This is a genomic window from Sphingorhabdus sp. M41 (assembly GCF_001586275.1).
Classification (GTDB): Bacteria; Pseudomonadota; Alphaproteobacteria; order Sphingomonadales; family Sphingomonadaceae; genus Parasphingorhabdus.
On the sequence record NZ_CP014545.1, the window covers coordinates 1164413 to 1187026 of the forward strand.

Consider the following 22614-nt stretch of genomic DNA (forward strand, 5'->3'; position numbering starts at 1 on the left):
AGTCAGTTCGCCGTTTGCTTGAGACGTGGCAGGTCGCCCGACGGTTCATGTTCCCGCGCCGTTCCTGATGAATCCGACCGCTCGTTGAGCATGCTGAGCTGGTCGGGTTCTTCTTCGCCATCACGGTCGGTGAGGACGGTCGGATAGGCGCCGGTAAAACAGGCATCGCAATATTGCGGCTGGATGTCGTGACGGGTTTCCTCGCCGGCAGCGCGGTAGAGGCCGTCGATGGAGACGAAAGCAAGGCTGTCGGCCTGGATGAATTCGCGCATTTCCTCGATCGACTTGCGGGCCGCGAGCAGTTTTTCCCGTTTCGGCGTGTTCACGCCATAGAAGCAGCTGTGCATGGTCGGCGGGCTGGCGATCCGCATATGGACTTCCGCCGCGCCGGCTTCGCGCATCATCTGGACGATTTTCAGGCTGGTGGTGCCGCGCACGATCGAGTCGTCGACCAGTACGATTTTCTTGCCGTTGACCAGCGGGCGATTGGCATTGTGCTTCAGCTTGACGCCGAGATGCCGGACACCGTCACCGGGCTGGATGAAGGTCCGGCCGACATAATGCGAGCGAATGATGCCGAGCTCAAAGGGGATTCCTGATTCTTCGGAAAATCCGAGTGCAGCGGGGGTGCCGCTGTCGGGAACCGGGATGACATAATCTGCCACAACCGGGCTCTCGATCGCCAGTTGCGCGCCAATACCCTTGCGCACGCTGTAAACCGAGTTGCCGTCAACGATCGAATCGGGCCGCGAGAAATAGACATGTTCGAAAATGCAGGGACGGGCCTGATTGTTGGGAAAGGGGCGATGGGAGCGCAGTTCACCGTTGGAAATGACGATCAGTTCACCCGGTTCGACGCTGCGGACATATTCCGCACCGACCAGATCGAGCGCGACGGTTTCGGAGGCAAAGACATAGGCTTCGCCAATCCGGCCCATGACCAGCGGACGGATGCCGAGCGGATCGCGGCAGGCAATCATGCCTTCGGCGGTCATGCAGATCAGCGAATAGGCGCCTTCGACCTGTTTCAGCGCGTCGATGAACTTGTCGAGCAAGGTGCGATATTTGGATGTCGCGACCAGATGGATGATGACTTCGGTATCGCTGGTCGACTGGAAGATCGAGCCATGGCGAACCAGCTCGTCGCGCAGTGCCAGCGCATTGGAAATATTGCCATTATGGGCGATGGCAAAGCCGCCGGACGCGAGATCGGCTTCGAGCGGCTGGACATTGCGCAAAGTGCCGGCGCCGGTGGTCGAGTAGCGGACATGGCCGCAGGCCGAATCACCGCGCAGTCGATTGATCACTTCTTCGCTGTCGAAATTGCCAGCTACCGGGCCAAGCGCGCGGTGGCTGTAAAATTCCTTGCCATTGCGGCAGGTAATGCCGGCGGCTTCCTGACCGCGATGCTGGAGAGCGTGCAGACCGAGCGCAACCATGGCGGCTGCGTCGTCAATGCCGGCGATCCCAAAAACGCCACACTCTTCCCGCAGCTTGTCGTCATCAAACGGGTGGGTTGTCAGCATATCTCACCTGGCTTGTAAGTGGTCGGGCGGGGGATGCCTGCCATATAGGTTTGAAAGGGGGGTTTGTCTGCCCCCAATGTCATAAAATCATAATATTGCGCGAACCGGCTGGCATCTGCTGGATCAATTGCGCCATTAGCCGTTGCGCGGGACCGGATCGGGTCTTAATCCACTGCCATGACAAAAAGTGAACATGATCGCGAAACCGGAAATCTGCTGCAGCCCAAATATGATTCGAAGGGTTTGATCACGGCGGTGGTCAGTGATGATTCGTCCGGCGAACTGCTGATGCTGGCGCATATGAATGCCGAGGCGTTGCAGCTGACACAGGATAGCGGCATCGCGCATTTCTATTCCCGCAGTCGCCAGTGTCTCTGGAAAAAGGGCGAGACCTCCGGCAATATATTGTCGGTGACCGAGATGCGGATCGATTGCGATCAGGATGCGCTGTGGATCAAGGCGGTGCCGGCAGGCCCCGCCTGTCACACTGGCGAGAGAAGCTGTTTCTATCGAAAAATCGTGGACGGAAAGCTGGAGCCGGTAACTTGATGCGCATCGCTGCGCTGCTCTTGGCCCTGTTGCTGGCAGGCTGTGACCAAGGTCAATCGGATGCCGAGAAAGCCGTGGCCGAAATTTCTCCGCTGGAACAAGCCGCGATTGATGCCGGTGTGATTCCCGATGTTCGGAATGTCACGCTTTCCGGCGCTTATGAGCGACGCAGCGATTTGGGGACCGACAGTTTTTGTGCGGTTGGCAATGATGAAAAGGGCTATCAGATCGGAATGATCGCGGTGTTCGGGCCAGCCACCCAGTGCGAAGGGCTGGGCGAAGCCGAACGCGATGGAGAAAATGTCCGAATCACTCTCAACAGTGAAAAAAAATGCAGCTTCACAGCCCGTTTCGACGGTGTTGAACTGAAATTGCCTGGCGATTTGCCGGACGGCTGCGCGAGCTATTGCAGCCGGCGCGCTGGTTTCGAAGGGGTCAGCTTTTACAGGATCGGCGAGGGCGATGCGGTTGCCCGATCGACCGGTGGCCGGAATTTCGAGAATCTGTGCCCCGGCGGATAGCATTGACGTTTACGTTAGCGTAAGCTATGCGGTGCTTATGTCGAAGCCGCCAAACCATGCCGAACTTGATACGCCGGATCTGAAGAATAGGGAGACCTATACGATATCCGACCTGTCGGAAGAATTTGGCGTTACCGCCCGCGCGCTGCGCTTCTACGAGGACGAGGGGCTGATAGCTCCGGACCGCAAGGGGCTGTCCCGGATATATACCAAGCGCGACCGGGCGCGGCTTGCCTGGATCATGCGGGCAAAAAATGTCGGGTTCAGCCTGACCGAAATTCGCGACATGATCGACCTCTATGATCTAGGCGACGGTCGGCAGACGCAGATGCAGGTTACGGTCGAAAAATGTCAGGAAAAAGTTGATACGCTGAAGAAACAGCGCGCCGACATCGACAGCTCGATCAAGGAATTGACCGGTTTTATAAAGACTGTGCAGGACGCCATGGCGGACACCAAAGCACAGCATCAATAGAGGATAGATGCCGGTAATGACCGGTACCCCCAATTTGAGTAGAAAGTAAATAATCATGCCCAGTTACACCGCACCGATCGGCGAAGTTCGTTTCATTCTCAACGAAGTTCTCAATCTTGAAAAATATACCAGGATTCCGGGATTTGAAAATGCAACGCCGGAAATGGTCGATGCGATTCTCACCGAGGCCGGGAAATTTTCGACCGAAGTGCTGCATCCGCTCAACCAGTCGGGCGACGAAGAAGGCTGCACCCGTCACGCTGATGGCTCTGTTACGACGCCAAAGGGCTTCAGGGAAGCCTATCAGCAACTGACCGAGGGCGGCTGGACGACATTGTCCTCCCCGGAAGAATTTGGCGGCCAGGGATTGCCGCGCGTGATTGGCAATGCGGTCATGGAATTCATGGTCTCGGCCAATCAGGCGCTGGAAATGTATACCGGCCTGACCCAGGGCGCGATTGCCTCGATCCTCACCGAGGGTAGCGAAGAGCAGAAGCAGGTCTACGCCACCCAGATGATTTCCGGCAAATGGACCGGGACGATGAATCTGACCGAAGCGCATTGCGGTACCGATCTGGGTCTCATTCGTACCAAGGCCGAACCAATGCCCGGCGGCAGCTATGCCATCACCGGCCAGAAGATTTTCATCTCTGCCGGCGAGCATGACATGGCGGAAAATATCATCCATCTGGTTCTGGCGAAAACGCCGGGTGCTCCCGATAGCTCGAAAGGCATCTCGCTGTTCATCGTGCCGAAATTCCTTGTCAACGAGGATGGCTCGCTGGGCGCGCGCAACGGCGTGAGCTGTGGTTCGATCGAGGAAAAAATGGGCATTCACGGCAATGCGACCTGCGTGATGAACTATGACGGTGCGACCGGCTATATGGTTGGCGAAGAGAATAAGGGCCTGCGCGCGATGTTCATCATGATGAACGCAGCGCGGCTTGGCGTCGGTCTGCAGGGACTGGCGCAGGGCGAAATCGCCTATCAGAATGCGGTGGTCTATGCCGGTGACCGGCGTCAGGGCAGGGCACTGACCGGAGCGCAGGATCCGGAAGAAAAGGCCGACACATTGTTCGTCCATCCCGACGTTCGCCGGATGTTGATGGACGGCAAGGCGTTTACCGAGTCAATGCGTGCACTGGTTCTCTGGGGCGCGTTGCAGGTTGATCTGGCGGACAAGGCGGAAACCGAGGAAGAACGGCAGTCGGCCAATGATCTGGTCAGCCTGCTGACTCCCGTGGTCAAGGGCTATGGCACCTATATGGGCTATCAGATCGCCACCGAGTCGCAGCAGGTTTATGGTGGCCATGGCTATATCAAGGAATGGGGCATGGAACAGTTCGTGCGCGATGCGCGAATTGCCATGATTTACGAGGGCACCAACGGTGTTCAGGCGATGGATCTCGTCGGCCGCAAGCTCGGCCAGAATGGCGGCCGCGCGGTGCAGGCCTTCTTCAAAGTCGTGGCCGAGGAAATTGCGGAAGCAAAAAGTCACGACAAGCTCTCCGGATTTGCCGAGGCGCTCGAAAAAGCCAATGGCGAACTGCAGAAAGCGACGATGTGGTTCATGCAGCATGGCATGGCCAATCCGAACAACGCTGGCGCCGGCGCCTATCATTATATGCATCTGATGGGCATTGTATCGCTCGGACTGATGTGGTTGCGGATGAGCAAGGCGGCGCAAGCTGCTCTGGACGCGGGTACGGACAATCCGAAATATTACGAGGCCAAGCTGGTGACGGCGCAATATTTTGCCGAACGGTTCCTGCCGGATACCGGATCGCTGCGCCGCAAGATTGAAGGTGGTGCCGACTCGATCATGGCGCTGGATCCGGAAATGTTCGCGGTTGCCTGAGCTTTCTAATCAGGCGGCTTCATTCTGTTCCGCCTGCCTATAGGCTTCTTCCCACATGCCAAGATTTCGCCGGGCATCCTGTACAAAGGGTGACCGGCGAATTCCCCATAAGGCCAGATCATTGGCAAGCCGGCCAAGCAGGCGCATCGGCCGCTTTACCTGGATCAGCAGGATGACCCGGCGCTGATCCGTGTCATTGTGCACCTCATGATAATAGCTGTCGTCAAAAACCAGCCATTTGCCCGGCTCCCAGAACAAATCGATATCCTCGACCTGCATCGCGCATTTTTCCGGTCTGTCGGGGATGATCAGTCCGAGATGGCAAGTGACCAGGCCCCGAGTGACGCCGCGGTGACGGGGAATCGTGGCACCGGGCTCGAGAATCGAGAAAAAGGCCGAGTTGAGATCAGGTATCTGGCGCACCAGTTCCGCCGTTACCGGCGCGCGGGCGCAATTTTCTGCCACTTCATAGCCATAGCCGATCAGGAAGAAGGAGCGCCAATTGCCATCGCCGGCAATCCGCGCATGATCGGGTGAAATTTCCTTGAGCGGCGGTACGGCGTCGCGGTGGCGCAGAATCGCGGCAGCTTCCTGCGCGATCGTCTGCCAATTTGCGGTCAGCCTGTCGGTCCATTGAAATGCATTGGCCTGGATGACCGGTTCCGTCGGGATTTTCGACTGGCCCATCGATATCCGGTTCATCGTGCCGCGCAGCCGTTTGCCGATCTTGATGATCAGGGGGCGCTGGTTGGCATCAGCCGTCGAGGCGGAGGTTCCGCGAAGCTTTTGCATGGTCATGGCTTGCAACCTTTCAGTTGAAATATCCCGGACCCGTTGTTCCAATTATACAGCAAAATGTGACGATATTTCGACAAACCTCCGCCGAAATTCTGTTTAACGCGCTGCTGCCTTTCGCCCACGATGAATGGTGTTTATTTATCGATAGGCGTCGGAAACCAGCTGTTTAGCGCCGATTTCAACCATATGGTCGAAGCTCGCTGGACCCGCGACCACGGATCCGCCAGCACATCGGTGACAGGGGAATGATATGCATAAGGAGTATATGCAATGCATTCCAACAAAGCCCCCAATCGCATAAGCCGGATGATGCCTTTTCTGATTACTGTCGGATTGGGACTATCGGGCGCAGCTTTTGCCGCAGAGCCAGAATCTCCACCGCACCCCTCTGATGACATGCCGTCCGAAATACCGGCACCAACCATCGACAGTGATGGTGATGGCTTGATGGATGCCTGGGATCGCAGCGGTGACGGGCAGGCCGACGTCTGGGATGAAGATGGTGACGGCCAGCCGGATCTGCTCGACCATGATGGAGATGGTGAGCCGGACTAGAGCTACCGTTCACACGGCGTGGAAACATCGGACCTAATATTGGTCCGGTGTTTTTTTATTCTCGAACACCTCGTCAAACATGCTGAGCATGGCGGCCTTGCTTTGCCGGTCTGCCGACGCGTTATAGCGGACCGCCTCCAGTGACTTCGAACTGCTGCTGATGTCGGTGAATCCGTGAACCACGCCCGAGTAGATATGCATGTGGCAATCCGCTCCGGAAATATCCATTTCTTCAAGAAATTCGCGCACCTGCTTGGGCGGGACGAGCGGGTCGGCCCGGCCATGGCAGACCAGAATGCGCGCCTTAATGGTGCCGCGCTTTGCCGGTAGCGGGGTTGCCAGGAGGCCATGGAAACTGACCACGAGCGCGATGTCCTCACCGCCGCGCGCCATTTCGAGAACGACTTCGCCACCCATGCAATAGCCGATCGCAGCAATGCGGTTATTGGCGAGCTTTGACCGTGTCCGCAATTCTTCCAGCGCGCAGCGGAAACGGTCGCGATAATATTCGGCGTCCGCGCGCAATTCGTTCGCCAGCACCCTTGCTTCGCGAATATCTTCCAGGAAGCCCTTGCCGTAGAGGTCGCAGACCATTGCGCTATAGCCCAGCGAGGCAAGCCATCGGGCGCGGTCGAACATGATCTTGTTCGGTCCTGCAATAGTCGGCACGATCAATATGCCCGCACGCGGATAGCGGCTGGGCTGTGCCATATAGCCGGACAGATTTACATCACCATGCCGATAGGTGAATTGCTGGACCTCAATCGAGCTCATTCTTCGGGAAGAAACTCTGGCACGGATAAATAACGCTCGCCGGTGTCATAGTTGAAGCCGAGAATTCTCGCCTGACTGCCCAGTTCCGGCAGTTTCTGGGCGATCGCAGCCAGAGTTGCGCCGGATGATATGCCAACCAGCATACCCTCTTCCTTGGCGGCTCTCAGCGCCATGGCCTTGGCATCGGCTGGATCGACCTGAATTGCTCCGTCGATGCTCTGTGTGTGGAGATTGCCGGGGATGAAGCCTGCGCCAATGCCCTGAATCGGGTGCGGGCCAGGCTGGCCGCCGCTGATTACCGGCGAGGATGTCGGTTCGACGGCATAGACTTTCAAATGGCTCCAATGTTCTTTCAAAACTTCGGCCACGCCGGTGATATGGCCACCGGTGCCGACACCGGTGATGATAGCATCCAGCGGGTTGTCCTTGAAATCATTAAGAATCTCGATTGCAGTGGTGCGCTTGTGCACTTCGAAATTGGCAGGGTTCTCAAATTGTTGCGGCATCCAGGCGCCGGGCGTCTGATCGACCAGTTCCTGTGCGCGCTCGATCGCGCCCTTCATGCCCTTTTCCTTCGGGCTGAGGTCGAAGGTTGCGCCATAAGCCAGCATCAGCCGGCGGCGTTCGAGCGACATCGATTCGGGCATCACCAGAACCAGCGTATAGCCCTTGACCGCTGCGACCATTGCGAGACCCACGCCGGTATTGCCGGATGTCGGCTCGATGATCGTGCCACCGGGCTTGAGCGCGCCGGATTTTTCCGCATCCTCGATCATCGCAAGGCCGATCCGGTCCTTGATTGATCCGCCCGGGTTGGAGCGTTCGGACTTGATCCACACATTGGCATCCGCGAACAGGCGTTGCATCTTGATATGTGGTGTATTTCCAATGGTTTCGAGAATGTTGTTGGCAATCATTATCCTGCACTCCTGGTTATATTCTCATTCTTTTGCCGGGCTTCGTCGGGGTTCTTCCGGCGGATCAAAAGTTTTGGCAGCACCCAGTTGCGGAAACAGGCGCGACCATAGTCCTGTGACCACTATAGCACCGGCTCCGCCCGCGACAATGGCGGCAATGGGGCCGACCAGAACGGCAAGGCCACCGGACAGCGCATCGCCGAGTTCGTTCGACGCGCTGATCGTCATCTGGCTGACCGCGCCAACCCGTCCGCGCTTGGCATCCGGCGTGTGCAGCTGGATCAGCGAGCTGCGGACATAGACGCCAAACATGTCGGCAGCGCCGCAAATCCCCAGGCAGGCCATCGACAGGTAGAGATTGGTGCTGAGCCCGAATCCGATGGTGCCCAGTCCGAAGATGCCCATCGCGACCAGCATGCTGTTGCCGACATTCTTGCTGAGCGGGGCAAAGGAGAAAATCAGCGCGACAATCACCGCGCCAACGGCGGGGGAGGCCGCGAGCAGCGACAGACCGATTTCGCCGGCATTCAAGATATCCTTGGCAAAGACCGGGATCATCGCGGTGGCGCCGGCGAGGAACATGACCAGCAGATCGAGCGTGATTGCCCCGAGTACCAGCTTGTTGGTCCAGACATAGGCCATGCCGTCGCCGACCTGTTGCAAGGGGCCCCTGGTCTTGTCGGCCGCAGGTCGCGGCACCGGGCCGATCAGGAAAACCGCGAGCGTTGCCAGCGCATAAAGGCCGGCGCAGACGAAATAGGGCAGGGCGGCATCGACCTTGTAGAGCGGGCCTGCCATGCCCGGACCGGCAATGACGCCGACTTGCCAGGCGATGGTCGACAGCGCGATGGCGCGTGGAAGAGAGGCTTTCGGGACGAGATTGGGCGCGAGCGAGGTGATCGCGGGGCCGAGAAAGGCCCGGCAAATACCAAGCAGCACGGCGATGATATAGATGGTCCAGAGCGTAATGCCGCCGGTTGCGGTCAGCAGACCCAGAGCCAGCGCAATCAAAGCCTGGGCAGCCAGCACGATACGGGCGATCCAGCGGCGATCCATATGGTCGGCAACCCAGCCGACCAGCGGCGTCAGGATGAACAGCGGCACGAATTGCAGCAGCCCGAGCAGGCCCAATATCCCGGCCGAGGCGCTGACCCCCATGTCCTCGCGGGCCAGATTATAGGCTTGCCAGCCGAGGATCAGCATCATCGCGTAAAGTGCAAACATCGACGCCAGTCGCGAGAACCAGAGGTAGCGATAATTGGCGATGGTGAAGGGATGTGGTGCGGAGCTGATCACGGGACAGTTGCTAGCGATTGCGGGAAGTTGCTGCAATGATTTCGTTCGCCGGCGACATAATTTCGCGGATGGCGGTTGGTCGAATAGCACTGGCCAAGCCACGGGCGACTATGCAAGTCTGTCACCGAGAGAAACATTCCCCGGGGAGACAGAAATGAAGATGCGCAATCTGATGCTGGCGGTATCGCTGGCCGCCTTGACGGTGACCGGCTGCAAAAAAATCGAGGATCATACGGTCGCTGCGATGGAAATTGACGAAAGCAGTGCCTGGGGTGGTTATCTGTCCAGCTTTCTCGACTCCTATTTCCCGATCAATCCGACATTTGCCGTTTATCAGGGCAAGCATGAATTTGACGGTCAGCTTCCCGACTGGAGCCCAGAGGGCCTGAAAAAGGCGGTCGACCTGCGCAAGAAGGCGATAGCGGATGCGCAGGCGATTGATGCCGCTGATCTGAGTGAAGCGGAACGGTTCGAGCGCGACTATCTGGTCAGCGTGATGGAAGGCGAGCTTTTCTGGCTGGAGACCGCCGACTCGCCACACAAGAATCCGGCTTATTATGTCGGTGCTCTGGATCCCAATGTCTATATTGCCCGGCCCTATGCCGATGCCGAAACGCGGATGAAAGCGTTTATCAAATATGCCAATGCTGTTCCGGCCGCCGCCGCGCAGATCAAGGAAAATCTGCAATTGCCGCTGCCAGAAACCTATCTGAAATTCGGACAGGCCGGTTTTGGCGGCTTCGCGGACTATTTTACCGGCGATGCCAAGGCCGCCTTTGCCGAGGTGAAGGATAGCGAACTGCAGCAGCAATTTGATGTTGCTGCCGCTGCTGCGGCTGCCGCGATGAAGGATCTGGCCGGTCATATCGGTTCGGTTCCGGCGACCAAGGATGGCTATGCGCTGGGCGCCGATAAATTTGCCGCGATGGTGAGCAAGACCGAGGGCGTGAATGTCTCTCTCGACGAACTGGAAGCCATTGGCCGGGCGGATCTCAAACGCAATCAGGCAGCATTGGCCAAGGCTTGCGGCGCTTTTGCACCGGGCGCAAGCATCGTCGACTGTTTTGCAAAAATGGCGGCGAACAAGCCGGAAAAGGGGCCGGTGCAGGAAGCCCGCGACCAATTGCCGCCGCTGCGCCAGTTCATTATCGACAAGGATCTGGTGAGCATTCCCGGCACCGAAGTTGCCCAGGTCGAGGAATCGCCGCCCTATAACCGTCAGAACAGTGCCTATATCGACATACCCGGTCCTTATGAGACAGGCCTGCCGAGCGTCTATTATATCTCGCCGCCAGACCCGTCCTGGGATGAAGCCACAAGAGCCGCCTATATCCCCGGCAAGATGGACCTGCTCGGCACCACGATCCACGAAGTATGGCCGGGCCATTTCCTGAATTTCCTCCACGCCAATCGCGCGGAATCGATCTTCGGCAAATTGTTCGTCGGCTATGCCTTTGCCGAGGGCTGGGCCCATTATACCGAAGAGATGATGGTCGAGGCCGGTCTGCACGATGGCGATCCGGAAACCAGAATCGGTCAGCTGTCCAATGCGTTGCTGCGCAACTGCCGCTATTTGTCGGCAATCGGCCTGCATGCGCGGGGGATGACGGTCGAACAGAGCCTCGATATGTTCCGGACGCAATGTTATCAGGATCTCGGCAACGCAACCCAGCAGGCAGCACGCGGTACCTATGATCCGGCCTATCTCAACTATACGATGGGCAAGCTGATGATCCGCAAGTTGCGCGAAGACTGGACCAATGCCCATTTTGCCGAGCAGAAGGCCGGGGAAAATGGCGCAACTGCTGGCTGGAAGGAGTTTCATGACGAATTCCTCAGCCATGGCGGCCCGCCGATCCCATTGGTGCGCAAGGCGATGATGAAGGAAGCCGAAGCAAAAGCGGTTTTCTAGACTCTCTGTTCCGACGCAGGCGGAAGGGGTTCCGCGCGAAACATCAAAATCATGGGCACCTGCGAGCGCGGGTGCCCAAATCCCGCCATTAACGCTCCTCCTTAATATTCCGGAAACCATCGTACCGCTGCGGGACGCCATGAAAATCGACCGTTTCTTGCCTGAAATCCATGGTAAACACTCCGTTAACTTCTGGAGTATGAGCGATGGTCGAGAAAATTGCATATCGGATGAGCGCATCGGTTTTGCTGCTGGCAGCTTTAGCGATTGTTGCGATTTTGTTGATGGGGCTGACCCGCGCCGATGCTGAGGCGTCTTCTTCTTTGTCCAAGCCGGTGGCCAGTGCGCAAGTTGCTTCCGCACACTCCGCACAAAATGATTCCTTGCTTGAGCCAATCGTTGCGGAGCCCAGCGCAATTGTGGACAAATTGCCGCTGAGTGACAAGTTCGTGGTCAAGCGTATCCTCCAGATCGATGAGCCTTTCGTCCACGGCTATTATAAATGGGATGACGAAGGCGTGCCGGAAGGCGAGCTGGTCGTCACTGTCGATCTCAAGGCCGAGAGCATTTCCGTTTTCCGGGCTGGCTATGAAATCGGAGCGGCCGTGATCACCTTTGGCGATTCCGAGAAGCCGACTCCGACCGGCGTCTTCCCGATCAGCCAGAAGAGCAAGGACCATGTCTCCAACATCTATGGCTCGCCAATGCCTTATATGATGCGGCTGACCAATGACGGCGTCGCCATCCATGCTTCCGATGTCAAATGGGGATGGGGAACGCGCGGCTGTATCGGTGTGCCGCTGGAATTTGCGCGGCGTCTGTTCGAACAGGCCACGCTGGGCGACCGGGTGATCGTGACCAACGGCAAGATGCTCGGCCTCGGTGACGCGATATTGTAAGATTGGCTGCAGTCAGCCAGTCAGCAATGGCCGCTATATCTCAACCGGTTTCTGATATTCGTTGATCGACTCGAAAATCGTTGTCAGCGCCTGGCGTTCTTCAGCGGAAATTTCCGGGCGCCAGATTTCGAACAGCAGGATCACCCGTCGCTGGTCGCTGCGATTCCAGGCTTCATGTTCGAAACTGTCATCGAAGATCAACGCCTCTCCCGCTTTCCAGGGGCGGGTTTCACCGCCGACACGCAAGGCGCAATCGGAAGGCAGAATCAACGGGATGTGGCAGATCAGCCGGGTATTGAGCATGCCATAATGCGGTGCGATATGCGTGCCTGGTTCGAGCACGGAATAGAGCGCCATGGGTGAACGTTCCTGGATCACCGGAATCGGCGCCGCTGCCAGCGCCGCCATTGTCTTCGGACAATGGACCGAATTTTGCGTGATCTCGACGCCATCTTTCCAGAAATAATGAGCGCCCCAGCTGGGATCGTCGAGCAGCGGGTTATTCGGCCGAGGCCGGTTGGGCTGCCCCTGGACATAGGGCTTGAACTCCTGCGTCCGCGCAATCACGTCGCGCAATTCTTCCTGCATGTCCGGAATGGCCGCTTCCATTTCGGCCAGCCATGGAAATTCCGATCGTTCGTAAAATTCCCGCTGCGGCATGCCAGGATAATAGAAGACCGAGGGTTTCTGGTAGAAAATTTCCTTGCGACCCATCAGCAGATCGATGGCGTGGCGAACCGGAATCGGCGTGTCATTGCCCGCCAGTCCGGATTCATCCAGTTTGCGAAACAAAAAGGCTTCAAAACGGCCATGGGCTCCGGCCAGAAATTCTTCCGCCTGTTTTATCTTGGGCCGCAGGTCATCCGAAACCGCAGCACCGGCACTGACCATGTTCAGGGCCGCCCTGTAAAAGCCGTTTGCTGCCCGGTCATCGTCCACCCGCGCCTTCAGCTCACCCATCAGGAACAGCGCAGCAAGATGGCGCTTGTCGGCCGCCAACAGTTTTTGCAGCGCTGCTTCGGCGATAGCATCATTGCCACTGCGCAGTGCGGAAACCGCCTCACCAAGCAGGGAGTCTCTTGTGTCTGTATCTGGGTTCATGGCCAGTTTATAGCGCAGAACTTGGAGGAGACAAGCGCGTCCAAAGATAGATTTGCCGAACCGGGCCATGGTGGAAAGAGCGCCCTGAAGGCAATGCCGGGATGGCAGGCCCATTGTATTGTGCTGACTTCCGGAGCAACCGATTGGCGGGAATATTATGTCGGTACGAAACGCTCAAGCCTTACAATAAGCTTTCTGGCTCCCTATATGCTCTACAGGCCATTGTGACCGTTCGAAGGCGATCCACACTGGCATTGTCTCTTCACGTTCAGAAATAACTCTGATCGGCTTTCCTGAGGCAGGACATCATTCGCAGCATTATCGTTTGAACTTGTTCGCCGACAGTCGATCCGTTCGGTCGCCTCCTTGAGGCAGGACCGCAGATTGCCGCCCCAAAATCACATTGCAAGGAAATATCATGGCCAAATCGCAGAAGAAATCCAACCGCGAAGTCCGCAAGCCCAAGGCCGAGAAGAAAAAGACCAATGCGTCCAATCCTTCGACCAAATCCGGCGTCGTGCCAGGCCTCGACAATATCAAAAGCAATCGTGGGACTTAATCTAACAAAAGGAACACCACGATGCGCGTAAAGGCAGAAACATGCCGCGAACAGGAAGCGTTACAGCTTGCTCTCGCGACCAATGATCCACTGGAAAGCCGACGCAAAGTCGCGGCTGCAGCGGCAAAGGCATGGGGGATCGAAGCCATCCAGGCCGAAAAACGCGAAGCCGGTCATTTGAGTCCCCGCGACAAGCTGGATGCAGAGATCACGCTTGAATTTGCAGAAGAAACAGATGCCGACATAGCGCAGGACGGGAATTGAAATGGAGCTACGATTGATGATTGCTTATGGTTTGATTGCGCTGATGGTGGTCAGCATAAGTGCAGGCATATTGGTGGCCCGGAAGAGAAATAAAAAGAAACGCGGTGGTTACTGATAGAGAGGATTGCTTGGTTCAGGCGACTTCGACAAAACTATCCAGCACCCTTTTGTCACCCGACTTCTCGAACGCAATTTCCAGCTTGTTGCCTTCCTTCACCTTCACTTCGCCATAGCCGAATTTGGTGTGGAAAACGCGCATGCCGACGGTCACATCATCGCGACCCTTGTTGCCTAGCGACACGGCGCTGCGGCGGGCCTCCTTGATAACACGCGGGTTTTTGTCGAACCCGCCCGGTGCAGACGCTGCGCGTTGCCAGCCGGGCCCGCGTTTGCCGGCTCTTGTTGCATTTGTCGCGGCGAGATGGGCGAACGGATCGCTATTCTCGCTCCAGTTGGCGCGCCACAGGCTTTCGCCGCCGCTCATGCTGCTTTCATGCTCGATATGGTCGTCGGGCAATTCGCTGATGAAGCGTGACGGGATCGAGCTGTTCCACTGGCCGTAGATGCGCCGGTTGGCAGCATGAAAGATGGTGCATTTTTTCTTGGCCCGGGTGATCGCGACATAGGCGAGGCGGCGTTCTTCCTCGAGGCTGGCATTGCCGCCCTCGTCGAGGCTGCGCTGTGACGGGAACACGCCTTCCTCCCAGCCGACGCAGAAAACATGATCATATTCCAGACCCTTGGCGCCGTGCATGGTCATGATCGTGACCTTGGCCTCGTCGTCGCGGGCGTCATTGTCCATGACCAGCGAAACATGCTCGAGAAATTCGCCGAGCGTTTCATATTCTTCCATCGCGCGGGCGAGTTCCGTCAGATTTTCCAGACGGCCAGCGGCTTCGGTCGAGCGGTCGGCCTGCAGCATCGTCGTATAGCCGCATTCGTCGAGAACGACCCGGGCGAGTTCGGCATGATCGGTGTCGGCGGCCATGTCGCGCCAGCGGATGAAATTGCGCATCAGTTCGAGCAAGGTGTTGCGCGCGCGCGGCGGCAGTTCGTCGGTGTCGCAGATGCTGAGCGCAGCGGCGGCGAGGGGGATGCCCTGCGCGCGGGCAAGCCGGTGGACTTTTTCTATCGTCTTGTCGCCAAGACCGCGTTTCGGCGTGTTGACGATCCGTTCGAAAGCGAGATCATCCGAGGGCTGGGTGATCACGCGGAGATAGGCGAGGGCGTCGCGGATTTCGGCGCGTTCATAGAAGCGGAAGCCGCCAATGATCTTGTACGGCATGCCGATAGAGATGAACCGGTCCTCGAACTCGCGGGTCTGGAACTGGGCGCGGACAAGAATTGCGACATCGTTGAGCGAGACTTGCTTGAGCTGCTGCAGCGATTCGATTTCATCGCCGATGCGCCGGGCTTCTTCCGGGCCATCCCAGACGCCGATGACCTGTACCTTGTCGCCTTCGGTTTCTTCGGTCCACAGGGTCTTGCCGAGGCGGCCGCTATTATGGTTGATCAGGCCGGAGGCAGCGGCGAGAATATGCGGGGTGGAGCGGTAATTCTGCTCCAGCTTGACCACTGTCGCCTCGGGAAAATCCTTCTCGAAGCGCAGGATATTGGCGACTTCCGCGCCGCGCCATGAATAGATTGACTGGTCATCATCGCCGACGCAGCAGATATTCTGGTGGCTCTGGGCGAGCAGCCGCAGCCACAGATATTGCGAGCTGTTGGTGTCCTGATATTCGTCGACCAATATATATTTGAAGCGCTCCTGATAGCGTTTCAAAATCTCGCGGTTGGTCTTCAGCAGGTTCAGGATATGGAGCAGCAGGTCACCAAAGTCGCATGCGTTTAGCGCCTTCAGCCGGGCCTGATAGGCTGCGTAAAATTCCTGTCCGCGGCCATTGGCATAGCGTTCATTCTCGTTGGCATCGAGATCCTGCGGGTTGAGACCCCGGTTCTTCCACTGGTCGATCAGGCCGGCCAGCATCCTCGGCGGCCAGCGTTTCTCGTCGATTTCAGCGGCCTGGATCATTTGCTTGAGCAGCCTTAGCTGGTCATCGGTGTCGAGTATGGTGAAATTGCTCTGCAGGCCGACCAGTTCGGCATGCTGGCGCAGCATTTTCGCGCCGATACTGTGGAAGGTGCCGAGCCACGGCATGCCTTCAAAACTCTCGCCGACGATCGACGCAATCCGCTCCTTCATCTCGCGGGCGGCCTTGTTGGTGAAGGTGACGGCGAGAATCTCGCTCGGCCAGGCCTTGCGCGAGAAAACGATATGCGCCAGCCGCCGGGTCAGGGCAGCGGTCTTGCCCGTGCCAGCGCCAGCCAGCACCAGCACCGGGCCTTCGGTGGTCAGCACGGCCTCTCGCTGCGGCACATTCAGGCCGCGGACATAGGGAGGATCATTCTCGTTCGGTATATTGACTATATCGGTCACAGGTGAACAGTTAGGGAACATCGCGCAGCGGAGCAAGGCCCCAATCATGCTTTTATGTTTATGCGTCCGATACGCCTGAGGGAACCATTTTCCCACCCGGCTGTTTTGTAGGCAGGAACAATTTAGCTGGAGATCAACATGCGTAAGATCACAATTTTGAGCGCTATAACGGCCGCAACCATGGCTTTTTCAGGCGCTGCCAATGCCACCCAGAGCGAAATGCCGGATGGTGCCAAAACGGAGGCAAAGGCCGAGGTGCTGCAAAAAGCTGCGAATGGCCGTGCCCAGACAATCATGTTGAATGACAAGGAATATCAAGTGTGCGGAGGCGATGTGACCGACGGCTGCATCAACCCACGCGAAGCGGGATTGAATTTCGGCAACCGGGCGCTCGACTATTGGCCCGGGAAACCTGCTAGCGAAATGTAATCGTTTTGGCGATTTGGCTTGAAAAGGCGAGGCAGCGCAACCGGTTGTCTCGCCTTTTCCATAGTATACCCTAAAGGACAGGTTGTAAGTTATGTTGCGATGCACCATTTGTTAATCCATGGACGTCAAAGCACAGGCCAAGGAGTTTCAAATGAGCAAAAGACTGACCACAAGTGCGATCATCGCCACGCTGTTGATGGCTGCTACCACATTCTATAGCAGCACCCAGCTGGATCATCAGCAAACCGCGTCACTGACCGCGTCGATGGAAGGCTAGATCCCTTCCGGGCGCAGGATATGGATCCGCGCCTTGCCGCTATCGCGGACACAATCCAGATTATATCCCTTGACGACAACATCCTCGTTTCTGCCGGTTTCAATAGCGATCCAGCTTGAAGGCGCGAACCAGCCGTGGCGTCCCAGCTTGTCCAGCGCCACCGCACCAGCACCCGAATCATAAGGCGGGTCCATCAGGATCAGATCATAAGGCTTGCGCGCTGCGCCCAGGTGGAGAACTGATCCGATCCGGACATCGGCATCTGCTCCCAAAGTTTCGATATTTTTTTCCAGCGCCCTGAGCGCGTCCTTGTCCTGTTCGACGAAAGTGCAATGTCCGGCGCCGCGTGACAGCGCTTCCAGGCCCAACGCACCCGAACCGGAAAACAGGTCGAGTATCTGCAGATCCTCGAAATCGCCGAGTCGGCTGGTCAGCATCGAAAACAGCCGTTCGCGCGTGCGGTCGGCTGTCGGCCGTGTGGTCTCGCCCTTGGGTGCGACGATTTTTCTGCCGCGCCATTTTCCTGCGATTATGCGCATATCTTTTCCGAGAGGCAAAGCACCGTTCGTGCTGAGCTTGTCGAAGCACGCTTCTCGGAGGAGAGATGTCCTTCGACAGGCTCAGGACGAACGGATGTTATAACGCACGCGCGGTCGGTCATTTTAGCGATTTTCTGAACTGCACCAGATCATGCTGGCGCACGACCTCGATCTCGCCTTTTTGCAGGTCGCCGAGCACGAAGGGGCCGTAGCGGGTGCGGATCAGTCGGGACACTTCGAGACCGAAATGTTCCAGCACCTTGCGGACTTCGCGATTCTTGCCTTCGGTCAGGGTCAGTTCGATCCACTGGTTGCGCCCGGTGCGCCGCTCGAGATTGGCAGTGATCGGGCCATAATGCATGCCGTCGATGGTAATCCCGCGATAGAGCTCCTCGAGCTGGTTCTGGCTGATGTCGCCGAATGTCCGAGCGCGATAGGTGCGTTCGATGCCGTTTTTCGGCAGTTCCATTTCGCGCTTGAACTCGCCATCGGTGGTCATCAGCAACAGGCCCTCGGTATTCATGTCGAGGCGGCCAATCGGCATGACCCGCTCCATTTCCTGAGGCAAGACGTCGTAAATCGTCTTCCTGCCGGAAAAGTCACGTTCTGCGGTGAGATAGCCATTGGGCTTGTGAAAGCGATAGAGCTTGGCCGGCGAGGGTTCTGCGACCGGATTGCCGTCCACGGTAATTCCGGTCAGATTCTTTAGCAGAAGCGAGGGATGTTCGACCGGGTTGCCGTTCAGTTCAATCCGTCCGGCTTCGATCATCCGTTCGATTTCGCGGCGCGATGCAACGCCGGCACGGGCGAGCAGTTTGGCAATGCGCTGGCCTTCGCGAACTTCGCCGGTTGGTGCTTTCGCCACTGCCGGAGCCTTTGCCCCGGGGGTCGGTTTCGCGCGATATATCTTGGCTGGTTTATCTTCGGTCATGGCCGGGATCCATGGCCGAAAAATGCGCTGTCTGCAATCTGTAACCTCTGGTTTCATTGCCGCGAACAGCTATTGTCACCCTCAAGGAGCGGGAAATGAGAAAGATTGTCATAAGCGCATTGATTGGCGGAGCGGCTTTTGCCGGAATCGCCGGTGCGCAACTGGCGCCGACCTCTGCCGCCAGCTCGGTTCAGGTGACGACACCCGCAGGTCGCTCCGATGATGCCGGTGGTTCCAATCCGGTTGTCATCGAGCTTTTCACCAGTCAGGGATGTTCGTCCTGTCCCCCCGCAGATTTGCTGGCTCGAAGGCTGGCAAAAGACGACTCCCTGCTGGTGATCACGCGGCCGGTGACCTACTGGGACCGGCTCGGCTGGAAGGATACACTGGCGCGCGAGGACAATACGCGGTTGCAGCGCGCCTATGCCGACAAGGGTCATGAAGGAGCAGGGGTCTACACCCCGCAAATCGTGGTCAACGGCGGTGGTGGCGCGGTGGGTTCGCGGGAGAATGATATCCGCTCGCTGGTCCGGCGGGCTGACCGGGCAGGTCCCCTGATCACAACTGCCACCGATGCCGGCGGGCAGATTTCAATCACCATCAGCGGAAAATCCGACTATATGGCCGGGGTGTCGCTGATCGCGCTCAGTTCCTCGGAAACCGTGCGGATCGGATGCGGGGAAAACGGCGGGCGGACCCTGCATTATGTCAATGTGGTCAAGGCCGAACGCAATCTCGGCAGCTGGCGCGGCAGGCCGATGCGGCTGGCTATATCTCCTGAAGACCTGAACATCAGCGGCGCGGACAGATATGCGATTGTTGTTCAGCGTCCGGGAGCAGGGGCGATTGTGGCGGCCAAGCTGCTGGATATCTGAGGGGCGAAGCGATTTCATTTTGGACTTCCTGCCATAACCGTTTAGTGGCGATAGCGAACGGGTAAGGAGTATCGGGTGACCGCATCGGAAACGAAGGAAAAACCGGGTTGGCGCAAAGTAATCGCGTCGCTGGGCAATCGCAAAACGCTGTTCATGACAATCTTCGGATTTGCGGCGGGCTTACCCTATGCTTTGCTCCTCGGAACTCTCTATGCTTGGCTTTCTGATGCAGAAGTCGATCTCGAAACCATGGGCGTGTTTTCGCTCATTGGATTAGCTTACGCGTTCAAATTTCTTTGGTCGCCAGCGCTTGATCGCATTGATGTCCCATTGCTGAAGAAATTGGGGAAGCGCAAACAGTGGATCGTCACCGCGCAAATATTGCTCGGTTTCATTCTGGTTGTTCTGGCCTCGCTCAATCCGGTTTCTTCGCTTGGGTTATTCTCCCTGTTGGCGGGAATAGGTGCGTTCGCCTCCGCTACACAAGATGTTGTCATCGATGCCTGGCGGGTCGATGTGGCCGATGAAGTCGCGACGATTGATATTCTGTCTACCGTTTATCAAATGGGGTACAGGATCGCTGCGCTTGTCGGCGGCGCGTTGGCACTTTTTCTGGCCGAAAGAACCGACTGGCCAACCGTTTACTTGACGATGGGGGCGATAATGCTCTTGATCGGTTTTGCTGGCCTGTTTGCACCCGATGCAGAGACAACCGTGCAGACCGCCAAAGAAATGGCCGATGAGCATGGCTTACGGAAAACCGGCCAGCTTGATCCGCGTGTTCGTGGATGGGCGCTGCTAGCCGTGGCAATCCTGTGGGGCTGGGCCTTGCTAACGGTGGGAACATTCATGGTTCGGTCATTGGGAAGCGATGCAGAAACGCGTCCTGATTCAGTCGCATTCATCTCCACGATGGGGCCCCTGATTGTCGTGGCAACGGTAGTAATTCCCGTCCTGATTTCAGCCTTGCTGGTGCGCTTCGAACGCAAGGGGCAATATCTGTTGACCAAGGATGTGCCTGCTGAATCTACCGCAGGCCGGTTTCTTGATCATGGCTACCGCGCGCTGGTTCTTCCGCTCACTGAATTCGTCGGACGGTTGGGGTGGGCGCTGATCGTCATATTGGGGCTGGTTCTAACCTATCGCATTACGGATTCCATCTGGGGAAGCTTTGCCTACCCGTTTTATCTGGGAGAGCTTCAATATACCAAAGACGAAGTCGCCGTCGCTTCGAAGTTTTTCGGGATCGGCGCGTTGATGATAGGACTTGCGGCTGGCGGTTATATGCTCACAACTTTGGGACGCATGTTAACTCTTACTCTGGGTGCTGTTCTCGCTGCTGCCACCAATTTGCTCTATGCGGATTTGGCGAGAGGCGGAGCTGTGGTCCAATCCGTTAGCGATATAACGGGGTTCACCTGGCTGATCGCAAATCTGGGAGGGGATGCAGGACTTGCTAAGCTAATGATGGCTATCGCTGGCGAGAATATTGCTGTTGGTATCGCCGGAGCCGCCTTTGTCGCCTATTTGTCTTCGATTGTCGCCAAAGGCTATAGCGCGGTCCAATATGCGCTTCTTTCATCACTTACCATGCTGGTCGGGACATTAGGCCGCGGTGCATTGGGTCAGATGATCGAGGAACAGGGCTATTTTCACGTATTCATTTTGACCACGCTCATGGGCGGAATTGCGGTCATAATCTGCATCATCGAATGGATTCGTATTTCGCGTCTGGGTGCCAAGTCCGGAATAGACCAAACGGCTCTGAAGGGCGTTTAGTCCGGGACCTGCTCGTTCGCTTTCAGCACCTCGCCGGCCAGATAGAGCGATCCCGCAATCAATACGGTTTTGCCCGGTTCAGCATCCAGAGATTGGAGCGCCGACATGATATCGCTCGCTTCCTGAATCGGTGCACCGGCATCCGGATAATCACCGAGAGCATGCGATTCATGGCCCGGCACCGGGATCACGGTCACGCTGGCCAGTTTCTCGTGCAGCGGGGTGATGATCGCCGCCGGATCCTTGTTCGACAGCATCCCGATCACCAGATCAATCGAGCCCGCTTCATAGTCGGCGAAATATTTGGCGAGCGCCAGTCCGGCGCTGACATTATGGCCGCCGTCGACCCAGACCTCGGCGTCAGATGGCAGCAAATGGGTGACCGGTCCGGCGATCAGGAAATGCATCCGTCCCGGCCATTGCGCCCAGCCCATGGCGGCCTTTAGCGCGGCATCAGAAATCTTGATCCTGTCCTGATGGCGCAGCATCGCGATGGCGAGCGCGGCATTGTCCGCCTGATGCGCGCCGACCAGCGCGGGCAGGGGCAGGTTGAGCTTTCCTGCATGATCCTTGTAGTGAAGCTGGCCTTCGTAAATCGCTGCATCCCATTCCTCGCCGCGGGGAAAATGCTGCGCACCGATGTCTGCAGCATGATCGGCGATGGCGTGCAGCATTTCGTCAGCATATTTTTGCGTCAGCAGGGGCGCGTTCTTTTTCGCAATACCGGCCTTTTCCCAGGCAATGCGGGTCATGGGATCGTCCGGTGTGCCTTCTTCCGGGCTTAGCAGAAAGCCTTCATGATCGATGCCGAGCGCTGCTATGCCGGTAGCGACCGGGTCGGTGATGACATTGGTGGCGTCGAGCCTGCCGCCGAGACCGACTTCCAGGATGCAGGCATCGGCCGGTGTCTCGGAGAAGGCGAGAAAGGCGGCGGCGGTGGTAGCCTCGAAGAAACTGGGATTGATATCTTCGCTGATGTCGAGAACCCGGGCAAGCAATTCGGCGAGATATTCATCCTCGATCAGCTTGCCAGCCAGCCTTATCCGCTCGTTGAACCGGACCAGATGCGGGCTGGTATAGACATGGGCCTTGAGTCCTTCCGCTTCGATCGCGGCGCGCAGGAAGGCGCAGGTCGAGCCCTTGCCATTGGTGCCAGCGACGTGGAATATAGGGGGTAGCTTATCCTGTGGATTGCCGAGACGGTTGAGGATCTCGAGGATTCGTTCCAGCCCCAGCACATCGCGCCCGGGAGAGAGCATTTCCAGCCGGTCGAGCTGTTTCTGGACGGCCGGATGATCCGACTTCGCGCCGTCTGCCATTACTCCCCTCCCGCTCGCGGGAGG

At 57.5% G+C, this 22614-nt stretch carries 25 protein-coding genes; 14 read left to right on the plus strand and 11 right to left on the minus strand.

Annotated elements, in window-relative coordinates; all coding sequences use genetic code 11:
• Nucleotides 1–2 precede the first annotated feature (2 nt).
• The gene (gene purF, locus AZE99_RS05610) at nt 3–1526 is read right to left on the minus strand and encodes an amidophosphoribosyltransferase (protein WP_082788257.1); all 1524 of its coding nucleotides are present in this window, start codon (nt 1524–1526) and stop codon (nt 3–5) included.
• 177 nt (nt 1527–1703) lie between these two features.
• Between purF and hisI the strand changes: the two genes are divergently transcribed.
• The 4 genes from hisI to AZE99_RS05630 are packed head-to-tail and all read left to right on the plus strand — an operon-like array spanning nt 1704 to nt 4929.
• A complete protein-coding gene (gene hisI / locus AZE99_RS05615) occupies nt 1704–2075 on the plus strand; it encodes a phosphoribosyl-AMP cyclohydrolase (protein WP_067198764.1) in 372 nt (123 codons plus the stop codon).
• On the plus strand, nt 2075–2596 hold the full coding sequence (locus tag AZE99_RS05620; RefSeq protein ID WP_067198766.1) for a hypothetical protein: 522 nt from the start codon (nt 2075–2077) through the stop codon (nt 2594–2596). The genes hisI and AZE99_RS05620 overlap by 1 nt, the downstream gene beginning before the upstream one ends.
• A gap of 37 nt (nt 2597–2633) precedes the next feature.
• Nucleotides 2634–3071, plus strand: a complete 438-nt coding sequence (locus AZE99_RS05625) for a MerR family transcriptional regulator (protein WP_067198768.1) — start codon at nt 2634–2636, stop codon at nt 3069–3071.
• 55 nt (nt 3072–3126) lie between these two features.
• Nucleotides 3127–4929 (plus strand): acyl-CoA dehydrogenase C-terminal domain-containing protein, encoded by a 1803-nt coding sequence (locus AZE99_RS05630; RefSeq protein ID WP_067198770.1) that lies wholly within the window; start codon nt 3127–3129, stop codon nt 4927–4929.
• Between the two features lie 9 nt (nt 4930–4938).
• Here AZE99_RS05630 and AZE99_RS05635 read toward each other — a convergent pair whose 3' ends face one another.
• The gene (locus AZE99_RS05635) at nt 4939–5727 is read right to left on the minus strand and encodes an aspartyl/asparaginyl beta-hydroxylase domain-containing protein (RefSeq protein WP_231862697.1); all 789 of its coding nucleotides are present in this window, start codon (nt 5725–5727) and stop codon (nt 4939–4941) included.
• Between the two features lie 270 nt (nt 5728–5997).
• Between AZE99_RS05635 and AZE99_RS05640 the strand changes: the two genes are divergently transcribed.
• Nucleotides 5998–6282: a hypothetical protein gene (locus AZE99_RS05640; RefSeq protein WP_067198772.1), complete on the plus strand. Its 285-nt coding sequence runs from the start codon at nt 5998–6000 to the stop codon at nt 6280–6282.
• A 33-nt stretch (nt 6283–6315) separates the two neighbouring features.
• Here the strand turns inward: AZE99_RS05640 and AZE99_RS05645 are convergent, their stop codons facing one another.
• The 3 genes from AZE99_RS05645 to AZE99_RS05655 are packed head-to-tail and all read right to left on the minus strand — an operon-like array spanning nt 6316 to nt 9269.
• Nucleotides 6316–7056, minus strand: a complete 741-nt coding sequence (locus tag AZE99_RS05645; protein WP_067198774.1) for a dienelactone hydrolase family protein — start codon at nt 7054–7056, stop codon at nt 6316–6318.
• Nucleotides 7053–7973 (minus strand): cysteine synthase A, encoded by a 921-nt coding sequence (cysK, locus tag AZE99_RS05650; RefSeq protein ID WP_067198776.1) that lies wholly within the window; start codon nt 7971–7973, stop codon nt 7053–7055. Before cysK ends, AZE99_RS05645 begins: the two co-directional genes overlap by 4 nt.
• 24 nt (nt 7974–7997) lie before the next feature.
• Nucleotides 7998–9269, minus strand: coding sequence for an MFS transporter (locus AZE99_RS05655; protein ID WP_335339234.1), 1272 nt, complete (start codon nt 9267–9269; stop codon nt 7998–8000).
• A gap of 160 nt (nt 9270–9429) precedes the next feature.
• Between AZE99_RS05655 and AZE99_RS05660 the strand changes: the two genes are divergently transcribed.
• Nucleotides 9430–11181 carry a DUF885 domain-containing protein gene (locus AZE99_RS05660; RefSeq protein ID WP_067203325.1) on the plus strand — a complete coding sequence of 584 codons (1752 nt, stop codon included), beginning with the start codon at nt 9430–9432 and terminating at the stop codon, nt 11179–11181.
• An 88-nt stretch (nt 11182–11269) separates the two neighbouring features.
• Here AZE99_RS05660 and AZE99_RS16375 read toward each other — a convergent pair whose 3' ends face one another.
• On the minus strand, nt 11270–11638 hold the full coding sequence (locus tag AZE99_RS16375) for a hypothetical protein (protein WP_231862698.1): 369 nt from the start codon (nt 11636–11638) through the stop codon (nt 11270–11272).
• Here AZE99_RS16375 and AZE99_RS05665 point away from each other — a divergent pair.
• The gene (locus AZE99_RS05665) at nt 11631–12080 is read left to right on the plus strand and encodes a L,D-transpeptidase family protein (protein ID WP_231862699.1); all 450 of its coding nucleotides are present in this window, start codon (nt 11631–11633) and stop codon (nt 12078–12080) included. The genes AZE99_RS16375 and AZE99_RS05665 overlap by 8 nt on opposite strands.
• 33 nt (nt 12081–12113) lie before the next feature.
• Here the strand turns inward: AZE99_RS05665 and AZE99_RS05670 are convergent, their stop codons facing one another.
• On the minus strand, nt 12114–13181 hold the full coding sequence (locus tag AZE99_RS05670) for an aspartyl/asparaginyl beta-hydroxylase domain-containing protein (protein ID WP_067203328.1): 1068 nt from the start codon (nt 13179–13181) through the stop codon (nt 12114–12116).
• Nucleotides 13182–13599: 418 nt separating this feature from the next.
• On the opposite strand from AZE99_RS05670, the gene AZE99_RS16265 reads away from it, so the two are divergent.
• From AZE99_RS16265 to AZE99_RS16075, 3 genes are read left to right on the plus strand one after another with little or no spacing between them, the layout of a single operon-like run.
• Nucleotides 13600–13740, plus strand: a complete 141-nt coding sequence (locus AZE99_RS16265) for a hypothetical protein (protein WP_197460259.1) — start codon at nt 13600–13602, stop codon at nt 13738–13740.
• 21 nt (nt 13741–13761) lie between these two features.
• Entirely contained in the window at nt 13762–14004 is a 243-nt protein-coding gene (locus AZE99_RS05675) for a hypothetical protein (RefSeq protein WP_067198778.1), read from the plus strand.
• A 13-nt stretch (nt 14005–14017) separates the two neighbouring features.
• Nucleotides 14018–14119 (plus strand): LPXTG cell wall anchor domain-containing protein, encoded by a 102-nt coding sequence (locus AZE99_RS16075; RefSeq protein ID WP_197460260.1) that lies wholly within the window; start codon nt 14018–14020, stop codon nt 14117–14119.
• An 18-nt stretch (nt 14120–14137) separates the two neighbouring features.
• Here the strand turns inward: AZE99_RS16075 and AZE99_RS05680 are convergent, their stop codons facing one another.
• Nucleotides 14138–16441, minus strand: coding sequence for an ATP-dependent helicase (locus AZE99_RS05680; protein ID WP_443027808.1), 2304 nt, complete (start codon nt 16439–16441; stop codon nt 14138–14140).
• Nucleotides 16442–16579: 138 nt separating this feature from the next.
• Here AZE99_RS05680 and AZE99_RS05685 point away from each other — a divergent pair, with 138 nt between their 5' ends.
• Both AZE99_RS05685 and AZE99_RS16425 read left to right on the plus strand, forming a co-directional pair.
• The gene (locus tag AZE99_RS05685; RefSeq protein ID WP_067198780.1) at nt 16580–16870 is read left to right on the plus strand and encodes a hypothetical protein; all 291 of its coding nucleotides are present in this window, start codon (nt 16580–16582) and stop codon (nt 16868–16870) included.
• 151 nt (nt 16871–17021) lie between these two features.
• The gene (locus AZE99_RS16425) at nt 17022–17147 is read left to right on the plus strand and encodes a hypothetical protein (protein ID WP_257721892.1); all 126 of its coding nucleotides are present in this window, start codon (nt 17022–17024) and stop codon (nt 17145–17147) included.
• Here AZE99_RS16425 and rsmD read toward each other — a convergent pair.
• Together rsmD and AZE99_RS05695 are read right to left on the minus strand one after the other, a co-directional pair.
• Nucleotides 17144–17686 carry a 16S rRNA (guanine(966)-N(2))-methyltransferase RsmD gene (gene rsmD, locus AZE99_RS05690; protein WP_067198782.1) on the minus strand — a complete coding sequence of 181 codons (543 nt, stop codon included), beginning with the start codon at nt 17684–17686 and terminating at the stop codon, nt 17144–17146. The two genes, AZE99_RS16425 and rsmD, sit on opposite strands and share 4 nt — an antisense overlap.
• Before the next feature lie 118 nt (nt 17687–17804).
• Nucleotides 17805–18617, minus strand: coding sequence for a pseudouridine synthase (locus tag AZE99_RS05695; protein ID WP_067198784.1), 813 nt, complete (start codon nt 18615–18617; stop codon nt 17805–17807).
• A 95-nt stretch (nt 18618–18712) separates the two neighbouring features.
• Here AZE99_RS05695 and AZE99_RS05700 point away from each other — a divergent pair, with 95 nt between their 5' ends.
• Together AZE99_RS05700 and AZE99_RS05705 are read left to right on the plus strand one after the other, a co-directional pair.
• Nucleotides 18713–19492 (plus strand): DUF1223 domain-containing protein, encoded by a 780-nt coding sequence (locus tag AZE99_RS05700; RefSeq protein ID WP_067198786.1) that lies wholly within the window; start codon nt 18713–18715, stop codon nt 19490–19492.
• A 75-nt stretch (nt 19493–19567) separates the two neighbouring features.
• Nucleotides 19568–21271, plus strand: coding sequence for an AmpG family muropeptide MFS transporter (locus AZE99_RS05705; RefSeq protein ID WP_067198788.1), 1704 nt, complete (start codon nt 19568–19570; stop codon nt 21269–21271).
• On the opposite strand, the gene AZE99_RS05710 is transcribed toward AZE99_RS05705, so the two are convergent.
• Nucleotides 21268–22590, minus strand: a complete 1323-nt coding sequence (locus AZE99_RS05710; protein ID WP_067198790.1) for a bifunctional folylpolyglutamate synthase/dihydrofolate synthase — start codon at nt 22588–22590, stop codon at nt 21268–21270. The two genes, AZE99_RS05705 and AZE99_RS05710, sit on opposite strands and share 4 nt — an antisense overlap.
• Between the last annotated feature and the right edge of the window lie 24 nt (nt 22591–22614).

Coding starts and splice junctions, on each gene's coding strand:
- purF (WP_082788257.1), bottom strand. CDS start 1,526: ATGCTGACAACCCACCCGTTTGATGACGACAAGCTGCGGGAAGAGTGT.
- hisI (WP_067198764.1), top strand. CDS start 1,704: ATGACAAAAAGTGAACATGATCGCGAAACCGGAAATCTGCTGCAGCCC.
- AZE99_RS05620 (WP_067198766.1), top strand. CDS start 2,075: ATGCGCATCGCTGCGCTGCTCTTGGCCCTGTTGCTGGCAGGCTGTGAC.
- AZE99_RS05625 (WP_067198768.1), top strand. CDS start 2,634: ATGTCGAAGCCGCCAAACCATGCCGAACTTGATACGCCGGATCTGAAG.
- AZE99_RS05630 (WP_067198770.1), top strand. CDS start 3,127: ATGCCCAGTTACACCGCACCGATCGGCGAAGTTCGTTTCATTCTCAAC.
- AZE99_RS05635 (WP_231862697.1), bottom strand. CDS start 5,727: ATGACCATGCAAAAGCTTCGCGGAACCTCCGCCTCGACGGCTGATGCC.
- AZE99_RS05640 (WP_067198772.1), top strand. CDS start 5,998: ATGCATTCCAACAAAGCCCCCAATCGCATAAGCCGGATGATGCCTTTT.
- AZE99_RS05645 (WP_067198774.1), bottom strand. CDS start 7,056: ATGAGCTCGATTGAGGTCCAGCAATTCACCTATCGGCATGGTGATGTA.
- cysK (WP_067198776.1), bottom strand. CDS start 7,973: ATGATTGCCAACAACATTCTCGAAACCATTGGAAATACACCACATATC.
- AZE99_RS05660 (WP_067203325.1), top strand. CDS start 9,430: ATGCGCAATCTGATGCTGGCGGTATCGCTGGCCGCCTTGACGGTGACC.
- AZE99_RS05670 (WP_067203328.1), bottom strand. CDS start 13,181: ATGAACCCAGATACAGACACAAGAGACTCCCTGCTTGGTGAGGCGGTT.
- AZE99_RS16265 (WP_197460259.1), top strand. CDS start 13,600: ATGGCCAAATCGCAGAAGAAATCCAACCGCGAAGTCCGCAAGCCCAAG.
- AZE99_RS05675 (WP_067198778.1), top strand. CDS start 13,762: ATGCGCGTAAAGGCAGAAACATGCCGCGAACAGGAAGCGTTACAGCTT.
- AZE99_RS05685 (WP_067198780.1), top strand. CDS start 16,580: ATGCGTAAGATCACAATTTTGAGCGCTATAACGGCCGCAACCATGGCT.
- AZE99_RS16425 (WP_257721892.1), top strand. CDS start 17,022: ATGAGCAAAAGACTGACCACAAGTGCGATCATCGCCACGCTGTTGATG.
- rsmD (WP_067198782.1), bottom strand. CDS start 17,686: ATGCGCATAATCGCAGGAAAATGGCGCGGCAGAAAAATCGTCGCACCC.
- AZE99_RS05695 (WP_067198784.1), bottom strand. CDS start 18,617: ATGACCGAAGATAAACCAGCCAAGATATATCGCGCGAAACCGACCCCC.
- AZE99_RS05700 (WP_067198786.1), top strand. CDS start 18,713: ATGAGAAAGATTGTCATAAGCGCATTGATTGGCGGAGCGGCTTTTGCC.
- AZE99_RS05710 (WP_067198790.1), bottom strand. CDS start 22,590: ATGGCAGACGGCGCGAAGTCGGATCATCCGGCCGTCCAGAAACAGCTC.